This is a genomic window from Amycolatopsis sp. NPDC004747 (assembly GCF_053601335.1).
In genome coordinates this window covers 24985-42317 of the sequence record NZ_JBSGBQ010000039.1, presented here as the reverse complement: position 1 = coordinate 42317, position 17333 = coordinate 24985, and the positions used below count along the sequence as shown (strand labels likewise).

General features: G+C 72.8%; 13 protein-coding genes. 6 read left to right on the top strand and 7 right to left on the bottom strand.

Annotated features, from left to right (window positions below; all coding sequences use genetic code 11):
* Positions 1–324 precede the first annotated feature (324 nt).
* From ACWEGE_RS40240 to ACWEGE_RS40230, 3 genes are all read left to right on the top strand, one after another.
* The gene (locus ACWEGE_RS40240) at positions 325–582 is read left to right on the top strand and encodes a hypothetical protein (protein WP_449665742.1); all 258 of its coding nucleotides are present in this window, start codon (positions 325–327) and stop codon (positions 580–582) included.
* Positions 583–657: 75 nt separating this feature from the next.
* The gene (murJ, locus tag ACWEGE_RS40235) at positions 658–2439 is read left to right on the top strand and encodes a murein biosynthesis integral membrane protein MurJ (protein WP_449665741.1); all 1782 of its coding nucleotides are present in this window, start codon (positions 658–660) and stop codon (positions 2437–2439) included.
* Between the two features lie 156 nt (positions 2440–2595).
* Positions 2596–3093, top strand: a complete 498-nt coding sequence (locus ACWEGE_RS40230; RefSeq protein WP_449665740.1) for a hypothetical protein — start codon at positions 2596–2598, stop codon at positions 3091–3093.
* A 73-nt stretch (positions 3094–3166) separates the two neighbouring features.
* On the opposite strand, the gene ACWEGE_RS40225 is transcribed toward ACWEGE_RS40230, so the two are convergent.
* On the bottom strand, positions 3167–4126 hold the full coding sequence (locus tag ACWEGE_RS40225; RefSeq protein WP_449665739.1) for a chitinase: 960 nt from the start codon (positions 4124–4126) through the stop codon (positions 3167–3169).
* Positions 4127–4332: 206 nt separating this feature from the next.
* Here ACWEGE_RS40225 and ACWEGE_RS40220 point away from each other — a divergent pair, with 206 nt between their 5' ends.
* On the top strand, positions 4333–5619 hold the full coding sequence (locus ACWEGE_RS40220; RefSeq protein ID WP_449665738.1) for a diguanylate cyclase: 1287 nt from the start codon (positions 4333–4335) through the stop codon (positions 5617–5619).
* A gap of 12 nt (positions 5620–5631) precedes the next feature.
* Here ACWEGE_RS40220 and ACWEGE_RS40215 read toward each other — a convergent pair whose 3' ends face one another.
* Together ACWEGE_RS40215 and ACWEGE_RS40210 are read right to left on the bottom strand one after the other, a co-directional pair.
* Positions 5632–6594: an isopenicillin N synthase family dioxygenase gene (locus ACWEGE_RS40215; RefSeq protein ID WP_449665737.1), complete on the bottom strand. Its 963-nt coding sequence runs from the start codon at positions 6592–6594 to the stop codon at positions 5632–5634.
* A 46-nt stretch (positions 6595–6640) separates the two neighbouring features.
* Positions 6641–7099, bottom strand: coding sequence for a nucleoside deaminase (locus tag ACWEGE_RS40210; RefSeq protein ID WP_086851771.1), 459 nt, complete (start codon positions 7097–7099; stop codon positions 6641–6643).
* 111 nt (positions 7100–7210) lie between these two features.
* On the opposite strand from ACWEGE_RS40210, the gene ACWEGE_RS40205 reads away from it, so the two are divergent.
* On the top strand, positions 7211–8167 hold the full coding sequence (locus ACWEGE_RS40205; protein WP_449665736.1) for a helix-turn-helix transcriptional regulator: 957 nt from the start codon (positions 7211–7213) through the stop codon (positions 8165–8167).
* Here the strand turns inward: ACWEGE_RS40205 and ACWEGE_RS40200 are convergent.
* The 4 genes from ACWEGE_RS40200 to ACWEGE_RS40185 form a co-directional block, all read right to left on the bottom strand.
* A complete protein-coding gene (locus tag ACWEGE_RS40200; protein ID WP_449665780.1) occupies positions 8164–9261 on the bottom strand; it encodes a winged helix DNA-binding domain-containing protein in 1098 nt (365 codons plus the stop codon). The two genes, ACWEGE_RS40205 and ACWEGE_RS40200, sit on opposite strands and share 4 nt — an antisense overlap.
* 40 nt (positions 9262–9301) lie before the next feature.
* A complete protein-coding gene (locus ACWEGE_RS40195) occupies positions 9302–9916 on the bottom strand; it encodes a TetR/AcrR family transcriptional regulator (protein WP_449665735.1) in 615 nt (204 codons plus the stop codon).
* A 109-nt stretch (positions 9917–10025) separates the two neighbouring features.
* Positions 10026–13742: an NACHT domain-containing protein gene (locus ACWEGE_RS40190; protein ID WP_449665734.1), complete on the bottom strand. Its 3717-nt coding sequence runs from the start codon at positions 13740–13742 to the stop codon at positions 10026–10028.
* A gap of 115 nt (positions 13743–13857) precedes the next feature.
* Complete coding sequence (locus ACWEGE_RS40185) at positions 13858–15339, bottom strand: non-reducing end alpha-L-arabinofuranosidase family hydrolase (RefSeq protein ID WP_449665733.1); 1482 nt, start codon at positions 15337–15339, stop codon at positions 13858–13860.
* A gap of 401 nt (positions 15340–15740) precedes the next feature.
* Here ACWEGE_RS40185 and ACWEGE_RS40180 point away from each other — a divergent pair, with 401 nt between their 5' ends.
* A complete protein-coding gene (locus ACWEGE_RS40180) occupies positions 15741–17216 on the top strand; it encodes an RICIN domain-containing protein (RefSeq protein ID WP_449665732.1) in 1476 nt (491 codons plus the stop codon).
* The last annotated feature ends 117 nt before the right edge of the window (positions 17217–17333 follow it).

Genomic DNA, 17333 nt, shown 5'->3' with positions numbered 1-17333 from the left:
TAGGCCTCAATCAGGCGACGGGATGACCTCACCGCGGCCCACCCGCAAACCGCGAGCCGGCAACGCACCCGAGGTCATCCCAGAGCCTGCCCGTCCGGCGAGGACAACCTTGTGAACCCCGGCAGACCAGCCAGTCTCCTTCCACCAACTCCGGCAGACTCGCCAGTCTCCTTCCGGGCAGGCGACCACCTCCCGCCAGGCGACCACCGCGGAAGAAACCCAACGGAACCCGACCCGCACCCCAAACGTCATAGTGCCGTAAGTAACACAATCGGCCCAACGGGCGAATAACCCGTTGTAGCGACGAACGAGGAAGGCAGACCGGTGTCCGGTTCAGGAGTCGAGCTCACCCACCGCGCCATGGCGATGCTGAAGGCGGTGGCCGCGGGTCGTGCGCAGATGTCGTGCAGCTGCGAGCCCGACCTCTTCATCGACGGATTCGCCTGCTGCGATCAGATCACCGCGCACGCCCTCGCCCACGGTGGCTACCTGCGGCCCGCGGTCGACGGCGGCACCGGGCGCGTGCCCGCCGAGCTGACCGAGGCCGGGCGGGCCGCGCTGGCGATCACCGTCGCCGCCTGAGTGTCACGGAGCGTCCTGCTCTCGAACAGGTGTTCGGTCTCCCGTCCGTGCGCCTGACCTGGCAGGCTTGTCCCCATGGCGGAGCACCCACCACCGGTGGACGACGAGGCGACGGTCTTCCTCCCGAGCGAGCTGCGGGGCCCGCACTGGCCGACCCGTGACCCGGACGTCTCCCGGCGCGCCTACGACGAGTTCGCCGGCCAGATCGTCGCGCGGCCGCCCGCGTCGCCGGTCAGCGCCGGCCGCGGGGAGGGTGCCGGCTCGTCGCTGGCCCGTTCCAGCGGGCGGATGGCGGTCGCCTCGGCGGTCAGCCGGGTCACCGGGTTCGTCGCGAAGCTGCTGCTCGCCGCCGTGGTCGGGGCCGGGGTCGTCAACGACTCCTTCACCGTCGCCAACACGCTGCCCAACATCGTCTTCGAGCTGCTCTTCGGCGGTGTCCTGGCCAGCGTCGTGGTGCCGCTGCTGGTCCGCTCGCACGACGATCCCGACGGCGGCCGCGCCTACACGCAGCGGCTGATCACGATGGCGCTCGTGCTGCTCGTCGTCGGCACGGCCGTCGCGGTGGCGATCGCCCCGCTGTTCACCGCGCTCTACGTCGACAAATCGTCCCCGACCGCGAACCCGGGATTGACCACCGCGCTGGCGTACCTGCTGCTCCCGCAGATCCTCTTCTACGGCCTGTTCGCCCTGCTCTCGGCCATCCTCAACGCGCAGAACGTGTTCGGCCCGCCGGCCTGGGCGCCGGTGCTGAACAACGTCGTCGTCACCGGCACGCTCGTCGTGTTCGCCGTCGTGCCGGGGGAGCTGACCCTCGACCCGGTGCGGATGAGCGACCCCAAGCTGCTCGTGCTCGGCCTCGGCACCACGCTCGGCATCGTCGCGCAGGCGGTGGTGCTCATCCCGGCGTTGCTGCGCACCGGGTTCCGGTTCCGCTGGCGCTGGGGCTTCGACCCGCGGATCAAGGAGTTCGGCGGGCTCGCCGCGTGGATCCTCGGCTACGTCGTGGTCAGCCACGTCGGGTTCGTCATCACCACCCGGGTGCTGACCGGCGGCAACAGCGGCGGCGTCACCGCCTACAGCTACGCGTCCCTGCTCTTCCAGCTGCCGTACGGCATCCTCGGTGTTTCCCTGCTGACCGCGCTGATGCCGCGGATGAGCCGCGCCGCCGCGGACGGCGACACGGTTTCGCTCGTCGGCGACCTTTCGCTCGCCTCCCGCATGTCCACCGTGCTGTTCGTGCCCATCTCGGCGGTGCTGGCGGTGGTCGGCACGCCGATCGGCATCGCGATCTTCACCTGGGGCCGCGGGACCCTCGACGACGCCGAGCGGCTCGGCCAGACCCTGGCCGTTTCCGCGGTCGGGCTGCTGCCCTTCGCGCTGGTCATGCTGCAGCTGCGGGTGTTCTACGCGATGAAGGACGCCCGCACGCCGACGCTGATCATGCTCGTGATGACCGCGGTGAAGATCCCGCTCCTGCTGCTGTGCCGCGGGCTGCTCGACGGCGAGCACGTCGTCTACGGCGTCATGCTCGTCAACGGCGCCGGGTTCGTGGTCGGGGCCGTCCTGGGCCAGGTGTGGCTGTGGGTGCGGCTCGGCCACCTGCGCAGCAAGCGGTCGCTGCGGGTCGGCCTGATCACCCTCTCGGTGAGCGCGCTGGGCGTGGCGGCGGCGGTGCTCGCCGGGCACGCGGTGCCGGCGTCGCTCGGGGTGATCCCCGGGGCGTGGGTGAAGCTGCCGGTCCAGGGGCTGCTCGGGATGGCCGTGCCGTTCGGGTTGCTGGCGGTGCTGAAGCTCCCGGAGTTCACCCCGGTGACCCGTCGCGTGGCCGGTCTGCGGCGGCGGTTGGCGGCTCGTTGACGGCTACGGCCGGGAGCGCGATCCGGATGTCTCGAAACGGTAACGACACCGCTGCGATCAGCGCGTTTACAACTGCCGCAACGGTTTTCTACTATCCACCCGGATCAGGCCGCCGCGGGTGAGCGCGGCGGCGGGGGTTTCGGGTGGAGGTCGTGCATGACGCGCAGCGCGCGCAGGCGACGGGACCGGGTCACGGTCGACGAACTGCTCAGGCAGACCGGGGCGCGCCCGCGCAAGCCGGGGTCGCGGGCCGCCGAACTGGCGGCGCGCCGGGGCGTCGAGCCCGAACCCGGACCCCGCGGGGTGGCGCGGATGGCGCTGGCGTCGGCGGTCATCGTGGTGCTGGGCGGCTTGGTGGTCGTGCTGGGGACGAGGCCGGACTCCGTTCCCGGCGACCGGCAGTTCCCGCAGCTGCAGCCGGCCACCGCCGTCCCGTTGCCGACCGCGCCGGCCGTCCCGACCGAGACGACCACGCCGTCCCCGGTGGTGATGCACGCGCGCCGGACGCCGACGCCGACCCCGACGGTGACTATCGACCTGCCGCCGCCGCCGTCGTCCACGACGACGAGCGCGCCGCCGCCGAGCTGGAACCCCGGGTGGAACCAGTGCTACCCGTACTACTGCGGGCCCTACACCGGCGGGCCGCAGCGCTGACCCGCGAAGGCCCCCTCACCGACCCCGATGCCGGTGAGAGGGCCCCCGACAGCCCCACTACGGGTTCGAGGGGTCAGCCGGTGTAGCCGGCGACGATCTTGGTGAAGGCGTACTTGTCCTGCGAGATCCCGCTGCACTCGCCGCCGCCGCTGCAGTCGCGGTTGGTGGCCCAGAACGTGAAGCGGGCCAGGTGGTGGCTCGTCGCGTAGCTGCGGATGGAATTGAAGTTCGCGACCGTGACCGTCTCGCCCGCGTTGTCGGTCTTGCCGTTCATCGAGGAGAGCCCGCTGTGCCGGTAGGCGGTGTCGTCGGTCCAGCCGAACGTGGTCTTGAGCTGGTTCTTCAGCCCGTCGACCGCGGACTTCGTCATGGCGGCCATGTCACCGCCGCTGGAGAAGTCGAACGGCATGACCGACCAGACGTCGACCGGGGCGCCGATCGCCTTGGCCTGGTTGATCAGGCGCTTGCCCCACGAGTCGGGGCCGGTCGTGGTGGTGCCGATGGTGATGACGACCTTCAGGCTGGGGTTCTTCTGCTTGGTCAGCTTGACCGCGTTGAGGATGCGGTCCTGCACCGTGTTGTTCTGGAACTCGTCGGTGTTTTCGATGTCAAGGTCGATCGCCTTGAGGCCGTAGGCGTCGATCACCTTCTGGTAGGCACCCGCCAGCGCGGAGGCCGACGTGCACTTGGAGCCCAGTTTCGTGCCGGACCAGCCGCCGAAGGACGGGATCACGTCCCCGCCCGCGTTGCGGATGTTCTGGATCATGGTCTTGTCGGAGCCGGTCAGCGACCGGCTGCCGTCCCACTTGGGGTTGCAGGTCCCGTCGGACAGGACGAAGGCGAGGGTAAACGCTTTCACGCCGGTCGCGGACATCGCCGCGCTCGGGCTGGTCTGGCCGCCCCACTGGTACAGGTACGGGGAGGCGAGCACCGGGTCGACCGCGGCCATGGCCTGCGGGGCGAGCCCGACCGTCGTCGCCAGCGCGGCCGAAGCCGCGGCCGCGAGCGTGAGGAGACGGCGCACTGATTTCATGGGGGTCCTCCGAGCGAGCAGGGTGGAGCACCTCCGGTTTGAGGCGGCGGGATCAACCCGGGAGGAGTGCTGTGTGCCACCACACAGTGGACTAGACCAATGTTGCGTGTCAACCCTCCGTCGGTCGGAAAATGACCCACGCCGCCGGTGTCGAATTCCCCTGAAGGCGGATCGACACCGGCCCGTATTCCGGCTACTTTGCCGAAATGGTGGGGGATTCCACGGTCGCCGCCGGCGGGGAACGCCGCCCGGGCCGGGTGCTGCCCGCCCTCCTCCTGCGGCGCTGGTCCCTGCGGCAGTGGGCGCTGTGGCGGCTGCCGCGCCGCGGGCAGGTCTGGTACCTCGTCGGGGTCGACGCCCTCGCCCTCGCCGCGGTCGTGCTCGCCGCGCTCCGCTTCCCGCCGCTCGCCGCGATGCTGACGCCGTTCGCGCTGCTCGCGGCCGGGATGCTCGCGTCGGCGGAGCTCGCGCGGCCCGTCGAGCGCCACCGCGAGGACACCCTCCTCGGCCCCGGTGTCGACACGCCGTGGGTCTTCGCCGGGGTGCTCGTGCTCCGGCCCGCTCTCGCCGTCGCACTGGTCGTGCTCTCCGCGCTGCACCAGTGGTTCCGGGTCCGCAGAAGACCCGTTCACCGGCAGGTGTTCGGCGCCGCGGCGACGGCGCTGGCCGGCCTCGTCGCGGGCGCCTTCCTCACCGCGACCGGCGTCCGGCCGCTCGGCGAGGTCCTCGGCACCCGGACCGTCCTCCTGCTCACCGCCGCCGGGCTGGTGTTCCTCGCGGTGAACGCCGCGCTCGTGACCGGCGCCGACGGGCCGCGCCGCCCCCGTGAGGCCGCGCCGGCGTATGCCTTCGACGCCGCGATGACCGCCTTCGGCCTCCCCCTCGCGTGGGCCGCGGTCGCCGCGCCGCTGCTCGTCCCGGTGCTGGCCGGCGCCACGGTCGTGCTGCACCGCGGCGGTCTGGCCGCCGGCCGCCGCGACCACGTCACCCTCGATCCCGGCACCGGCGTGCTGACCGCCGCGTCCTGGCGCGCCGCGGCCGAGGCCCGGCTCGACCGCCTCGCCGGCCACGGTCACGGCGCCGCCGTCCTGCTGCTCGACCTCGACCACTTCCGCCTGCTCAACGACCGCTACGGCGTCCGCATCGGCGACGCCGTCCTGCGCGCGGTCGCCGGCACCCTGCGCGACGAGGTCCGCGCCGCCGATCTCGTGGGCCGCTCGGGCGGCGAGGAGTTCGCGGTGCTGCTGCCCGGCACCGGCCCCTTCGACGCGATGGCGATCGCCGAGCGCATCCGCCTGCGGATCGCCTCGACGCTGGTGGCGCTCAAGGCCTCGGGCGACGGTCCCCAGTTCGTCGGGGTGACGGTGTCGATCGGCGTGGCGGGCTGTGCGGACGGCCTGCTGGGCAAGGCGCTGCCGGCCGCGGAACAGGCGCTGCTGCGGGCGAAGGCGGCGGGCCGCAACCGGACGGTCTGCGCCGAACCGGAGCCGTGACCGGGACGGGTGTCAGCTCATCGTGATCGCGTCCAGCTTCTCCTTCAGGTACTGCGACGCGATCACCTCGGGGTAGGTCCGGGTGCCCAGCGGCGGCGCCAGCGACGTGATCCGGGCGTCGTGGTCGGTCTCGTAGAAGAAGATCAACGACACGAGGTCCTCGTCCGGCGCCGTCGCGGCCGGCGGGAGGACGCGGTGGCGCGTCGAGCGCCAGCGGTCACCCGTCCAGCGGGCCATCAGGTCGCCGATGTTCACCGTGAACGCCTCCGGGTGGAACGGCGCGTCCTCCCACTCGCCGTCGGCCGTGCAGACCTGCAGGCCGCCGACGCCGGCCTGGCGGTCGAGCACCGTGACCGTGCCGAAGTCGGTGTGCGGGCCGATCCGGTACTGGTCCGGCGCCGGGGTGCCGACGCGGGTCATCGGCGGGTACCAGTTGATGTTGAACGTGTACGTGGGGTGCCCGGTGTGGCGGGTGAAGTGGCTCTGGGCGAGGCCGAGCGCCGCGGCGAAGATCTCCAGCAGGTGGTCGGCCAGCGCCCGCATCCGGCGCATGTACTCGGTGGCGACCTCGCCCAGCCCGGGCACCTCGTGCGGCCAGACGTTCGGCTGGAACCAGAACCCGTCCACCTCGGCGACGCCGGTCCGGGTGTCCGCGCCCGCCGAGTAGGACTCCTTGAGGTCCGGCGGGGTCTCGGTGCCCTCGGCGTAGCCGTTGGCCTCGACCCCCGGCGGCAGCCAGCCGCGGCCACCGACCGTGACGGCGTAGCGCTGCTTGACGTCCTCGGGCAGCGCGAAGAACTCCCGCGCCAGCTCGCGCGTCCGGTGCCGCAGGTCGTCCGGGACACCGTGCCCGGTCACCAGCAGGAACCCGGACTCCCGCAGCGCCTGGTCGATCCGGCCCGCCACTTCGGCCCGGCCCTCGGACGTGCCCGCGAACCACGGCGAAAGGTCCACGAGCGGAACGGATGACGGCATCCCGGCTCCTGTAAGCGCTGGCTTGCTGGTCTTCGTGCACACTGTCCTATTCGGACTTTTCGACCCCGATGTCCTCGAACCACAGGTCCGGACGCGCGGCGATGAACTCCGTCATCAGCGCGGTGCAGCCGGGATCGTCGAGCAGGGTGATCTCCACCCCGAGCCCGGCGAGCCAGTCGTGACCGCCGTGGAACGTCTCGGCCTCACCGATGACGACGTGCCCGATACCGAACTGACGGACGAGCCCGGAGCAGTACCAGCACGGCGAGAGCGTGGTCACCATGATCGTGTCGCGGTAGTGCGGGCGGCGGCCGGCGTTGCGGAACGCCGCGGTCTCGGCGTGCATCGACGGGTCGCCGTCCTGCACGCGCCGGTTGTGCCCGCGGCCCAGTAGCGTGCCCGCGGAGTCGAACAGCGCCGCCCCGATCGGCACGCCCCCTTCGGCCTTGCCCAGCTCGGCTTCTTCGCGGGCGACGGCGAGCAGGGTGTGCGGATCGATCGGCATGCGTCACTCTTTCCGCCCGGGGCGGTGCCTGGCAAGTGTTTGGCGGCGGGAGTGCACCTTCCGGCGGATCACGGACAGGAACTGTCCGCGATGTCTGGCACACTTCGGGCCATGTACGGCACTTCGGAACGGCTGCTCAAGCTGCTCTCGCTGCTGCAGGCGCGCCGGGACTGGCCGGGTGCCGACCTCGCGGCCCGCCTGGAGGTCGACGTCCGCACGATCCGCCGCGACGTCGAACGGCTGCGGTCCCTCGGCTACCCGGTGCACGCGACGCCGGGGGTGGCGGGCGGCTACCGGCTGGGCGCGGGCGCGGCGCTGCCCCCGCTGCTGCTGGACGACGACGAAGCCGTCGCGGTCGCGGTCGGCCTCCGCACGGCGGCGAGCGGCACGGTCAGCGGCATCGAGGAGACGTCGGTGCGGGCGCTGGCGAAGCTGGAACAGGTGCTGCCCGCCCGGCTGCGGCCGCGGGTCGGTGCGCTGCAGGCGGCGACGGTGTCGCTGCCCGGAGCCGGCCCGACGGTGGACGCCGCGGTGCTGACCGTGATCGCGGCGGCCTGCCGCGACCACGAGCGCCTGCGCTTCGGCTACGGCGACCGGTCCGGTGCCGTGACGCAGCGGTCGGTGGAGCCGCTGCGGCTGGTCCACACGGGACGGCGCTGGTACCTGGTCGCCTTCGACCTCGACCGCGCGGACTGGCGCACCTTCCGGGTGGACCGGGTCGCTCGCGTGCCGTCGCCCGGCTTCCGCTTCCCGCCGCGCGAGCCCCCGGCGCCGGACCTGGCGGAATACGTCTCCCGCCAGATTTCGACGGAGGTGTACCCGCACCGGCTGGTCGTGCGGGTGGCCGCGCCCGCGGCGGCGCTGACCCGGCGCATCCCGCCGACGACGGCGGTGGTGGAGGAGATCGACGAGCGGAGCTGCCGGCTGCGGACCGGGGCGGCCAACCTGGACGCGGTGCCCTACCACCTGGCGCAGCTCGGGTACGACTTCGTGGTCGAGGAGGCGCCGCCGGGGCTGGTGGACCGGCTGCGCGAGGTGGCGGAACGGTTCGCCAGGGCGGTGGGTTAGCTCGGGTTCGGTTCCAGCCGCACCCGGTCGCTTTCGCCGTCGCTCAAGAACCCGGCCAGGCGGCCCGCCTCGGCCGCGACCTCCTCGCGTTCCGCGCTCGTCAACGGCCGCAGCGGCCGGACGACGACGGCGCCGGCCTCCGTCGTCCACGTTGCCGAGACGCGGCCGTCGGCCAGCACCACCCGCTCACCCGCCACCGACAGCCCGCGGTGGGCGTCGTCGATGATGCGGGTGCGATCGTCGTAGCCGAGGATGGCGTTGTCGAACGCCGGCAGGAACCGGACCGGGGCCGGGGTGTCCGGGTCGGGACGCGGGGCGCCGGGCAGGTCGAGCAGCTCGCGGCCCCGCTCGTCGCGGAAGGCCACCAGCTCCTCGCGCACCGCCTTCACCGCGGCCGGCAGCCCGGCCAGCCCGGACCACGCGCGCAGGTCCGCCGTCGCCGCCGGGCCGAACGCCGCCAGGTAGCGCCGGACCAGGGTCCGCCCGACGCCGTCGCCGGGGTCGAGCGGATCGGCGTCGCGGCCGAGCCACCCGGCCAGCGGGAGGTTCCGCACGCCCGCCTTGGTGCGCCACAGCCCGCGCGGCGGCAGCTGCACCGACGGGATCAGCGCGGCGATCAGCAGCTCCCCGAGCGGCCGCGGGCCCGGCGCGGGCCACCGGTCGGCGACCGCCCGCGCGAGCTCGCCCATCGAGCGGGGCTCGCCGTCGGCCAGCACGGCCCGGCCCGCCGCGGCCAGTTCGGCGAAGTCGACGCCCGCCAGTTCGCGGCGGTAGACGCCGACCACCCGCTGCCGCAGCATGGTGTCGAACCGGCTCCGCCAGGCGAGGACGTCGTCTGAAGCGAGCAGGTGGACCGTGCGGCGCATGAGGTGGGTCCGGACCACCTGCCGTCCGGTCAGCAGGGCGTCCAGTGCGGCCGGCTCGAACCCGCGCAACCGCGACCACAGCCCGGTGAACGGTTCCTGCGGCTCCTGCGCCTGCAGGCCGCCGAGGTGGGTGACGGCGTCGAGCACGGGCAGGCCGGCGCGCTCGAGCAGCAGCTGCCGGGCGAGGGTGGCGCGGTTGAGGGCCCGCGCGTCGAGGACGGTGTGCACGAGGGTCACCGTGGCAGAGAAAGCGGTCGGTAAGTGGCCGCTACCCGGCGGACACGCCGAGCATGCGGAGCACGAGCCCGCCGTACTCCTTGCCGAGCGCGGCCGGCGTCTGGCGGGCGCGCTCGCTGTACCAGCGGGCGACGTCGACCCCGAGCGAAAGCACGGCCCGGGCGGCGACGTGCGGATCGGACACCGTGAACACGCCGGCTTCGGCGCCCGCGGCGATGACCTCGCGGACGATCCGCTCGATCCGGCGCCGCAGCGCGGCGACCACCTCGAACTCCTGCTCGGGCAGCGCCTGCAGTTCGTACTGGACGACCCGCGCGACGGTGTGGCGCCGCGCGTGCCAGGCCACGAAGTCCTCGACGATCAACCGGATCCGTTCGACCGGGTCCGACTCCTTGGCGACGACGTTCTCGACCAGCGCGAGCGTCTGTTCGTGGCCGTACCGGCTGATGGCGAACAGCAGCGCGGCCTTCGAGGGGAAGTGCACGTAGAGCGCGGCGGGCGACATCCCCGCGGCGCCGGCGATGTCCCGCGTGGTGGTGGCGTGGTAGCCGCGCTGGGCGAAGGCCTCGACGCCGGCCAGCATGAGCCGCCGGGCGGTCTCCGGTTGCACGTCCGGCCAGAGTTCGGCCGACAGCGACACCGTCATCCGGTGCTCCTCCCCGCTCGCCCACGCGGCCACGACGGCCGGCCCGGTCGTGCCCATTGTAAGCGGTCGCTTATCCGGCCGCCGTATCCTGCCGCGGTCTCCACGTCCGTCACCGCAGGCCGCTTGCCTGCTCAACCGGCCGCCGGACGGACCGGCGCACCAGGACCGCGGCGGTCGCGGCGGTGGCCGCGCCCAGGACACCGGTGAGCACGACGGTCCAGGTGTGGATCAGGCGGGTCGCGGTGGTGTCGAGCATGCGCAGCCCGATCGTCACGCACACCACGACGGCCAGGCCGGTGACGACGGCGACCGGAGGGCAGTCGCGGCGTCCCACCGAGCCCGCGAGCGCCAGGGCCATGACGAGCACCGCCGCGGCCAGCAGCGCCCACCCCGGGGCCCACCCGCCCAGGAACGGCAGGACTTCCGGGACGATGCTCGGGTCCAGCACCCGCATGAGCGTCGTGGAAACCCGCCACCCTTCGCCGAGATCCACGGCGACGACGGCGACGAGACCGGCGAAGACGACGACACCGCCCGCGGCCTGACCGGCGGCGATCGCCCGCCCGCGGCCCAGCAGCGCCACCGCGACGGCCGGAACGCCGACGACGAGCAGCGGCACCGCGAGGACGACCAGGTGGCGGCCCGGAGCGGCGTCCGCGTCGAGGGCGCCCAGCCGGCCCGCCCAGCGGGCGACGAGATCCGTGCTCACGGCAAGCGCCAGGTAGGCCGCGGCCGCGACGACGACCGGGTGCCGGTGCCGGGTCACCAGGGCGACGGCTCCGGCGAGCGCGCCGAGGGCGCCGAGCACGGCCGTTCCGGTGCCGGTCCCGGCCGGCGGTGGCGGCGGGACGAGCAGCGCGCTGCCGAGCAAGCAGGTCACGGCGAGCAGCCGTCCGTGGGGTCCCGGCAGCAGGACGCCGCCGACGCCGGTCAGCCCGACGCCGGTGCCGATCAGCGCAACGGCCTGCGGCCAGGGCAGGTCCAGGACGAACACCGTCCCGGTGGCCGCCGCCATGGTGCCGATCCCGGCCACCGTCAGCAGCGTCGCCGCGCGGACCCGGCGGATCCACCGGCCGGCGGGCAGGACGAGCAGCGCCAGGACGGCGACCGCGGCGGGGACGAACGGGGACCACCGGGCCGGTCCGGGCCAGGGGAAGTCGCCGCCGCTCAGCAGCAGCGAAAGCATCGACGGCCCGGCGAACAACGTCACGCCGGCCACGGCGGCGACGGTGTCGTGCCGGGCCAGCGCCAGGAAGACGAACGCCACGGCCAGGACCGGCGTCGCGATGGCGACCGGGCCCAGCCACGCGTCCGGAACCTCGGCGAGGCCGTCGCCGGCCGCGAGCGCGGAGCTCGTGCCCAGCACCCGGGCGGCCAGCTGGACGACGACGGCCGGCAGTCCACTGTGGAACGTGGCCAGCGCCGTGCTGCCGAGCAGCCGCGCCGTGCCCGACCACCAGCCGGCGACGAGGCCGGCCACGGTGCAGCAGCCGAGGGCGATCGCCGGGATGACGGGGTCGACCTCGTACTGCGCGCCGAGCAGGACGATCAGCAGCGGCACGGACACCCCGCGCGCCGCCCGCCACCGCCACGTCATCAGCACCGGCAGCCCGACCAGGACGACGAGCTCCACCACGGTCGCCGCGTGGATCCGAGGGCGCTCGAAGGTGATGTCCTGCCTGGTGAAGATGTTGAGCAGGAGCGGGGGCAGCAGCAGGGCCGTCGGCAGCAGCAGGGCTTCGGCCATGGCGGCGGGCACCAGGTCGCCGACCACGTGCAGGTGGTCCTGCGCCTTGGCCCGCCACGCGGTGAACGCGGGACGGCCGAAGGCCCAGACCAGGACCGCGACCACGAACAGCTCGGTCAGCAGGACCAGGGACCGTTCCGGCTCGAGCAGGAAGCAGACGCCCGCGGTCGCGGTGGTCACGACCAGCAACGCGCGGCCGAGCGGCACGTCCACGAACGCCGTCGCGCGGTCCAGCGCCGCCCACCGCGCCGTCCGGCGCAGCGTGCGCCGGTGCCGGTCCGCGCGGTGCCGCGCGACGAGGAACTCCTGGATCTGGGCGTGCCGGAACTCGTAGACGGCGCCGGTCTGGCGCAGCACGCCGCGGCGGTAGGCGTCGTCGAGGAAAGCGACCACCGCCCAGGGCAGCCTGCCGGTCAGCGGCAGCCATAGCCGGGCGAGCACCAGCCAGCGCCCCCACGGGGTGAGCGCGAGCCCGAGTGCGACCGGCAGCACGGCGCCGGCGAGCGCGCCCGGCAGGAAGGGATCGTCCGAAATCAGCACATCCAGCGCGCCCGCCAGCGGCGCGTACACCAGCACGGCCACCGCGACGCCGGCGAGCGTCGCCCGCCGGTGGTTCGCCAGCGCGGTGCGCGGGGTGGCCCTGGTGTCCATCGGCAGCTGCCGCACCAGGTCGAACCGGCTCATGAGCAGCCCGATCAGCGAGGTGAAGACGAAGACCGTCACGTCGCGGCTGAGGAGACCGAACACCGCGCCGAACGCGATCGCCAGCAGAGCGCGGCTGGTGCCGTCCGCCACCGTCGCCCCGAGGTGCCACCAGCCGAGGTACCGCCGCCCGGAGGCGTCGAGGGAGGCGGCCAGGTGGCCCAGGTAGCGCTGCGCGCGCCGGTGGCGCCAGCGCGGCTTGCCGGACGGCTTCGTGGCTCCCCGGCCGTACAGCTGCCGGGTGTAGACGGCGGGCAGGAACGCGGCGAAGAGGTGACGGCGGACGTCGTCGACGCGGGGGAAGGCCGCCGGGTCGAGCAGTTCCGCCGGATCACGGTCGCGGTCGTCGCTGTAGACGATCCGCGCGAGCGCCACCATGAGCGGCGACCTCAGTGCTTCGGCCACCGGGGCCGCGGCGGGATCGGCGCGCAGCCCGGCCAGCACCGGGGCCCAGCCGGTGCGGGAGCCGGCCGCGACGGCGGTGGTCCGGGGCAGGTAGCCCTCGAGGTCGGTCACGGTCAGCTCGTCGAGCACGATCCCGGCGGCCCAGCTGACCGGCCGCGGCGCGGCCGCCACGGCTTCGAAGTACTCGTCGGGCCGAGTGGTGAGCACCATCGGCGTGGTGGTGTCGTTGAGTTCGCGCAGTGCGGTGGCACGCAGCGCCGCGTCGATCTCGTCGAAGCCGTCGAGGACCGGCAGGATCCGGTCCGCCCGCACGAGTTCCGCCGCCTGCCGGGCGAGCCGGGGGTGGTTCTGCGCGAGCTGCTCGGCCAGCCACGTCCGCAACGGCCGCGTGCGGGGGTCCCACTGGCCGAGCGCGAACATCACCGGCACCCGGTCTTCTTCGCGGTGCCGTCGTTCGAGCAGGTCGAGCACCAGGCGCATCGCGAGGATCGTCTTGCCCGAGCCGGCAGGGCCGAAGACCACGAGCCGGCCCGAGGGGATCCCGGCGTGGAAGGCGGCCACCTGGTCGATGCGTCCGGTCAGCGTCAGCGCGGGTGCCGGGTCGCCGGGCAGCGTGCGGGTGACGTTGTCCGGGTGGTCCACCATCGCCGCCGGGGCCGGCCGCCAGGTGACGAGCAACGGGAACGGGTCGTGCACCCGGCGCTGGACCTCTTCGGCCCGCCACTGCTCGCGGACCGCCTCCGCGAGCACCGCGGCGGCGGTCGCGGAGCCGCCGCCGTCGCCCCGGTCGGCCCGGCGGCGGTCCCGGGTCTCGACCACCAGGACCAGGACGGCGAGCACGGCGACGCCGCCCCAGATCCAGCCGCGCAGCCACGGCGGGACCGGGAGCAGTCCCGCCGCGACGTTGCCCAGGAGACCGAGCAGGATGCCGGGAACGGCGAACAGGGTCGTGCTGGTCGGTTGTCGTCGCACCCACTCCTCCTGGACGCCGGTTCACCCCGGAGGTCGCCGTGCCGCGGGCGTTGTTACACCGGAACCGACGGCTGGCGGGACGGGCTCGGCCGGATGCCGAGCCCGTCCCGTGGCGCTACCGCTGCAGCGTCAGCACACCCGGCTTGTAGGGCAGGAGGCCGTAGTCGGTGCCGTCGGAGGCGGGATCGCGGCCCTGGTAGAGGAACTGCAGGTTGCAGGGGTCGATGGTCTTGGTCTGGTCGGGGTTGGTGCGGACGAGGTCGCCGTGGCTGATGTCGTTGGTCCAGGTGGCGCCGCTGTTGGCCTTGCCGGCGAAGGGGTTGCTTTCGGTGGCGGCCTGCGGGGTCCACGTGCCGCTCAGGCTGGTGGCGGTGAACGAGCGGAAGAAGCGGCGCTCGTTCGTCCCCCGCGCCTCGACGATCATCAGGTACTGGTTCTGGTCCTTGACCTTGTAGACCTCGGGCGCTTCGAACAGGTTGACCGCGGTGTCGCTCATGATCTTCGTGTAGCTCGCGCCGAAGCTGCCCGGGAAGTTCCCGATGGGCATGGTGGCGCGGTAGATGCCGCCGTTGTCGTCGGCGAAGAACAGGTACATGTTCGTGCCGTCGCCGATCAGGGTCTGGTCGATCGGGGCCCCGCTGGGGAGGGTGCCGGTGAACAGCGTCTGCTGCGCGGACCAGCTGCCGGGGTTGGTGGGGTCGCTCGAGGTGCGGTAGGAGAACGTGTCGGGCCAGCCCCACTGGTAGGCGAGCACCCAGATGTTCTTCGGTGCGAAGTAGAACAGCGTCGGCGCGACGGCGCCGAAGGACATCGTGCTCTGGCTCGCGGAAGCCATTTCGGACCAGTTCGTGAAGGGGCTGAAGCTCGTGGACTTCCAGGCCGACCCGGTGTCGTGCGTCGTGGCGTAGACGACGTGCTTGCCGTTGGAGACGACGTTCGTGAAGTCCTTGAGCGACACCCAGCCGGCCTTCGGGTTGGCCAGCGGGCCGGTCGAGCTCCAGCGGTAGGTCGAGGGCAGCGTGCAGGCGCTGGTGGCACCGCCGTCGACCTGGACGAGCTGCCACTGCTGGTCGTTGCCGCCCGCGGTGCTCTGCTGGACGATGCCGGCGCCGTCGGCGGTCGAGGCGCCTTGGACGTCGAGGGATTTGCCGCTGTTGCGGTTGACCAGCCGGACGTAGCCGCCGCCGGTGTCGGTGAGGCTGAACTGCTGGTTGGCGCCGCCGTTGTCGGTCCACTGCACCACGGCGGCGCCGTCGGCGGTGGAGGCGCCCTGGACGTCGGCGAGCTTGCCGGAGTGCCGCGCGCGCAGCTTGTAGTAGCCGCCGCCGGCGTCGGCGAACTGGAACTGCTGGTTGGTGGCGTTGCTGCGGCTCCACTGGATGAGCCCGGCGCCGTCGGTGGTGGCGGCGCCGCTGACGTCGAGAGCCTTGCCGCTGTTGCGGTTGACCAGGACGTACCAGGCGGTGGTGTCCACCGTGGCGGCCGAGGCCGAAGTGGGGGCCGCGGTGAGCAACCCGGCCGCGACCGCCACCACTGCCGCGGCGGCCGGGACGGGCCGAGACCGCCACCTCGCCGAACGCGCGAATCCAACCGGCATGGGATCGTTCCCTTCTTCGTTGAGGGGGACCATCGAGAGATCGTTGTTAGCGCTAACACTTCGGCGCCGGGCGAGCCACGGGGGAGTGGCGGAGCAGGAGGGGGCAGTTGGTCGACCGGCGGTGCGTCCGAACGCACCAGAGGACTGTGAACGATGTCGTCGCCGGCGTCAAGACGTTGACAAGCCGGTCTCGCGGGACTTCTCGTGTTGCCTCCGAATTGGTCGAACCGATTCGATCGGCTGCGTGGGTGGCAATGTAAGTTTCGGTCCCGGCACCACAACATCATTGACCTGTCCTCGACGGGATTCCTACTATTCCGAGGCGCCCTTTTAGCGAACCGGTTCGACGGTCCGGGTGGGCCGCCGGCCGCGGGCGGAACCCACGCGGAAAGGAACCCAGGATGTCCAGCTCACCGCACCCGGTCCCGCGGGAACGGGCGAACCGGCCGCTCGCTCTGCTCGTCGTCGTGCTCGCCGTCGTGGCGGGCATCCTGGTGCCCGCGGCCCGGGCGCACGCGGCGGTGAACACCTTCACCCTCGGCGCCACGCGCTACGACACCGCCGGCCGCGCACTGCAGCTGCACGGCCTGGGCATCGTCCAGGTCGGCACCACGTGGTACGGGTTCGGCGAGGACAAGACCGGCCAGACCACGGCCAACACCGCCTTCCAGGACATCCCCTGCTACACGTCGGCCGATCTGGCGAACTGGACCCACCAGGGGATCGCGCTGGCCAAACAGGCCGGCGGTGACCTCGGGCCGAACCGCATCGTGGAGCGGCCCAAGGTCCTCTACAACGCCACGACGCGGATGTACGTGATGTACCTGCACATCGACAACACGAGCTACTCCGAGCAGCGGGTGGGGGTGGCGACCAGCCCCACGCCCTGCGGTCCGTACAGCTACCGGGGGAGCTTCCAGCCGCTGGGCAACCAGAGCCGGGACATCGGCCTGTACCAGGACACCGACGGGTCGGCGTACCTGATGAGCGAGAACGCCGGCCGCAGCCTGCGCATCTACCGGCTGTCCGCGGACTACCTGTCGGTGGCGAGCGCGGTGGCCACGTTGCCGAACTACGAGTCCCCGGCCGTGATCAAGGTCGGCGGGACGTACTACCTGCTGGCGTCCCACCTGACCGGCTGGGCCACCAACGACAACGTGTACGCGACCGCGTCGTCGCTCGCCGGGCCGTGGTCGGCGTTCCGGAACTTCGCGGCGCCGGGCACCAACACCTACAACAGCCAGACGGCGAACATCATCACGGTCCAGGGCGCCTCGGCGACCACGTACCTCTACGCCGGCGACCGCTGGACGGGCAACGCCATGGGCAACTCGCCGCTGATCTGGCTCCCGCTCACGATCCGCGGCACGACGGTCAACCTTGGCCAGTACCCGAGCTGGAACCTGGACGCCGAGGCGGGGACGTGGTCGGCGAATTCGGGGCTGCCCAGCGCGACCACGCACGTGCTGAAGAACGCCAACAGCTCGATGGTGATGGACGCTTCGGGCGCCTCGACCACCGCCGGCGGCAAGATCATCCAATGGCCCGCGCACGGCGGCGCCAACCAGCAGTGGCGGTTGACGAAGCTCGCCGACAACGTCTTCACGGTGGCCAACGTCAACAGCGGGCTGTGCCTCGACGTCCCGGACCAGTCGGGGGCGAGCGGGGTCCAGCTGCAGCAGTGGACCTGCACCGGCGGCGCCGGCCAGCAGTGGACCGCGGACCTGGTGGGCAGCCTCACCGGCAGCCAGTACTTCCTCCAGAACGTCAACAGCGGCCTCGCGATCGGCGTGGCCGGCTCCTCGACGGCGAGCGGTGCGCAGGTCAGCCAGCTCACCGGGAGCAGCGCCTCGAGCCAGGTGTGGACGATCTCCTGACCCGTTCGAACAGGAGTTCGAAGATGGGGTAGAGTGGGTGCCGGGTGGTGGTGCGGCCGCAGGGGAAGTGCGGTCCGCACCACCACCTCGCAGCGGTCGGCGTTGCCGGCCCCGGCG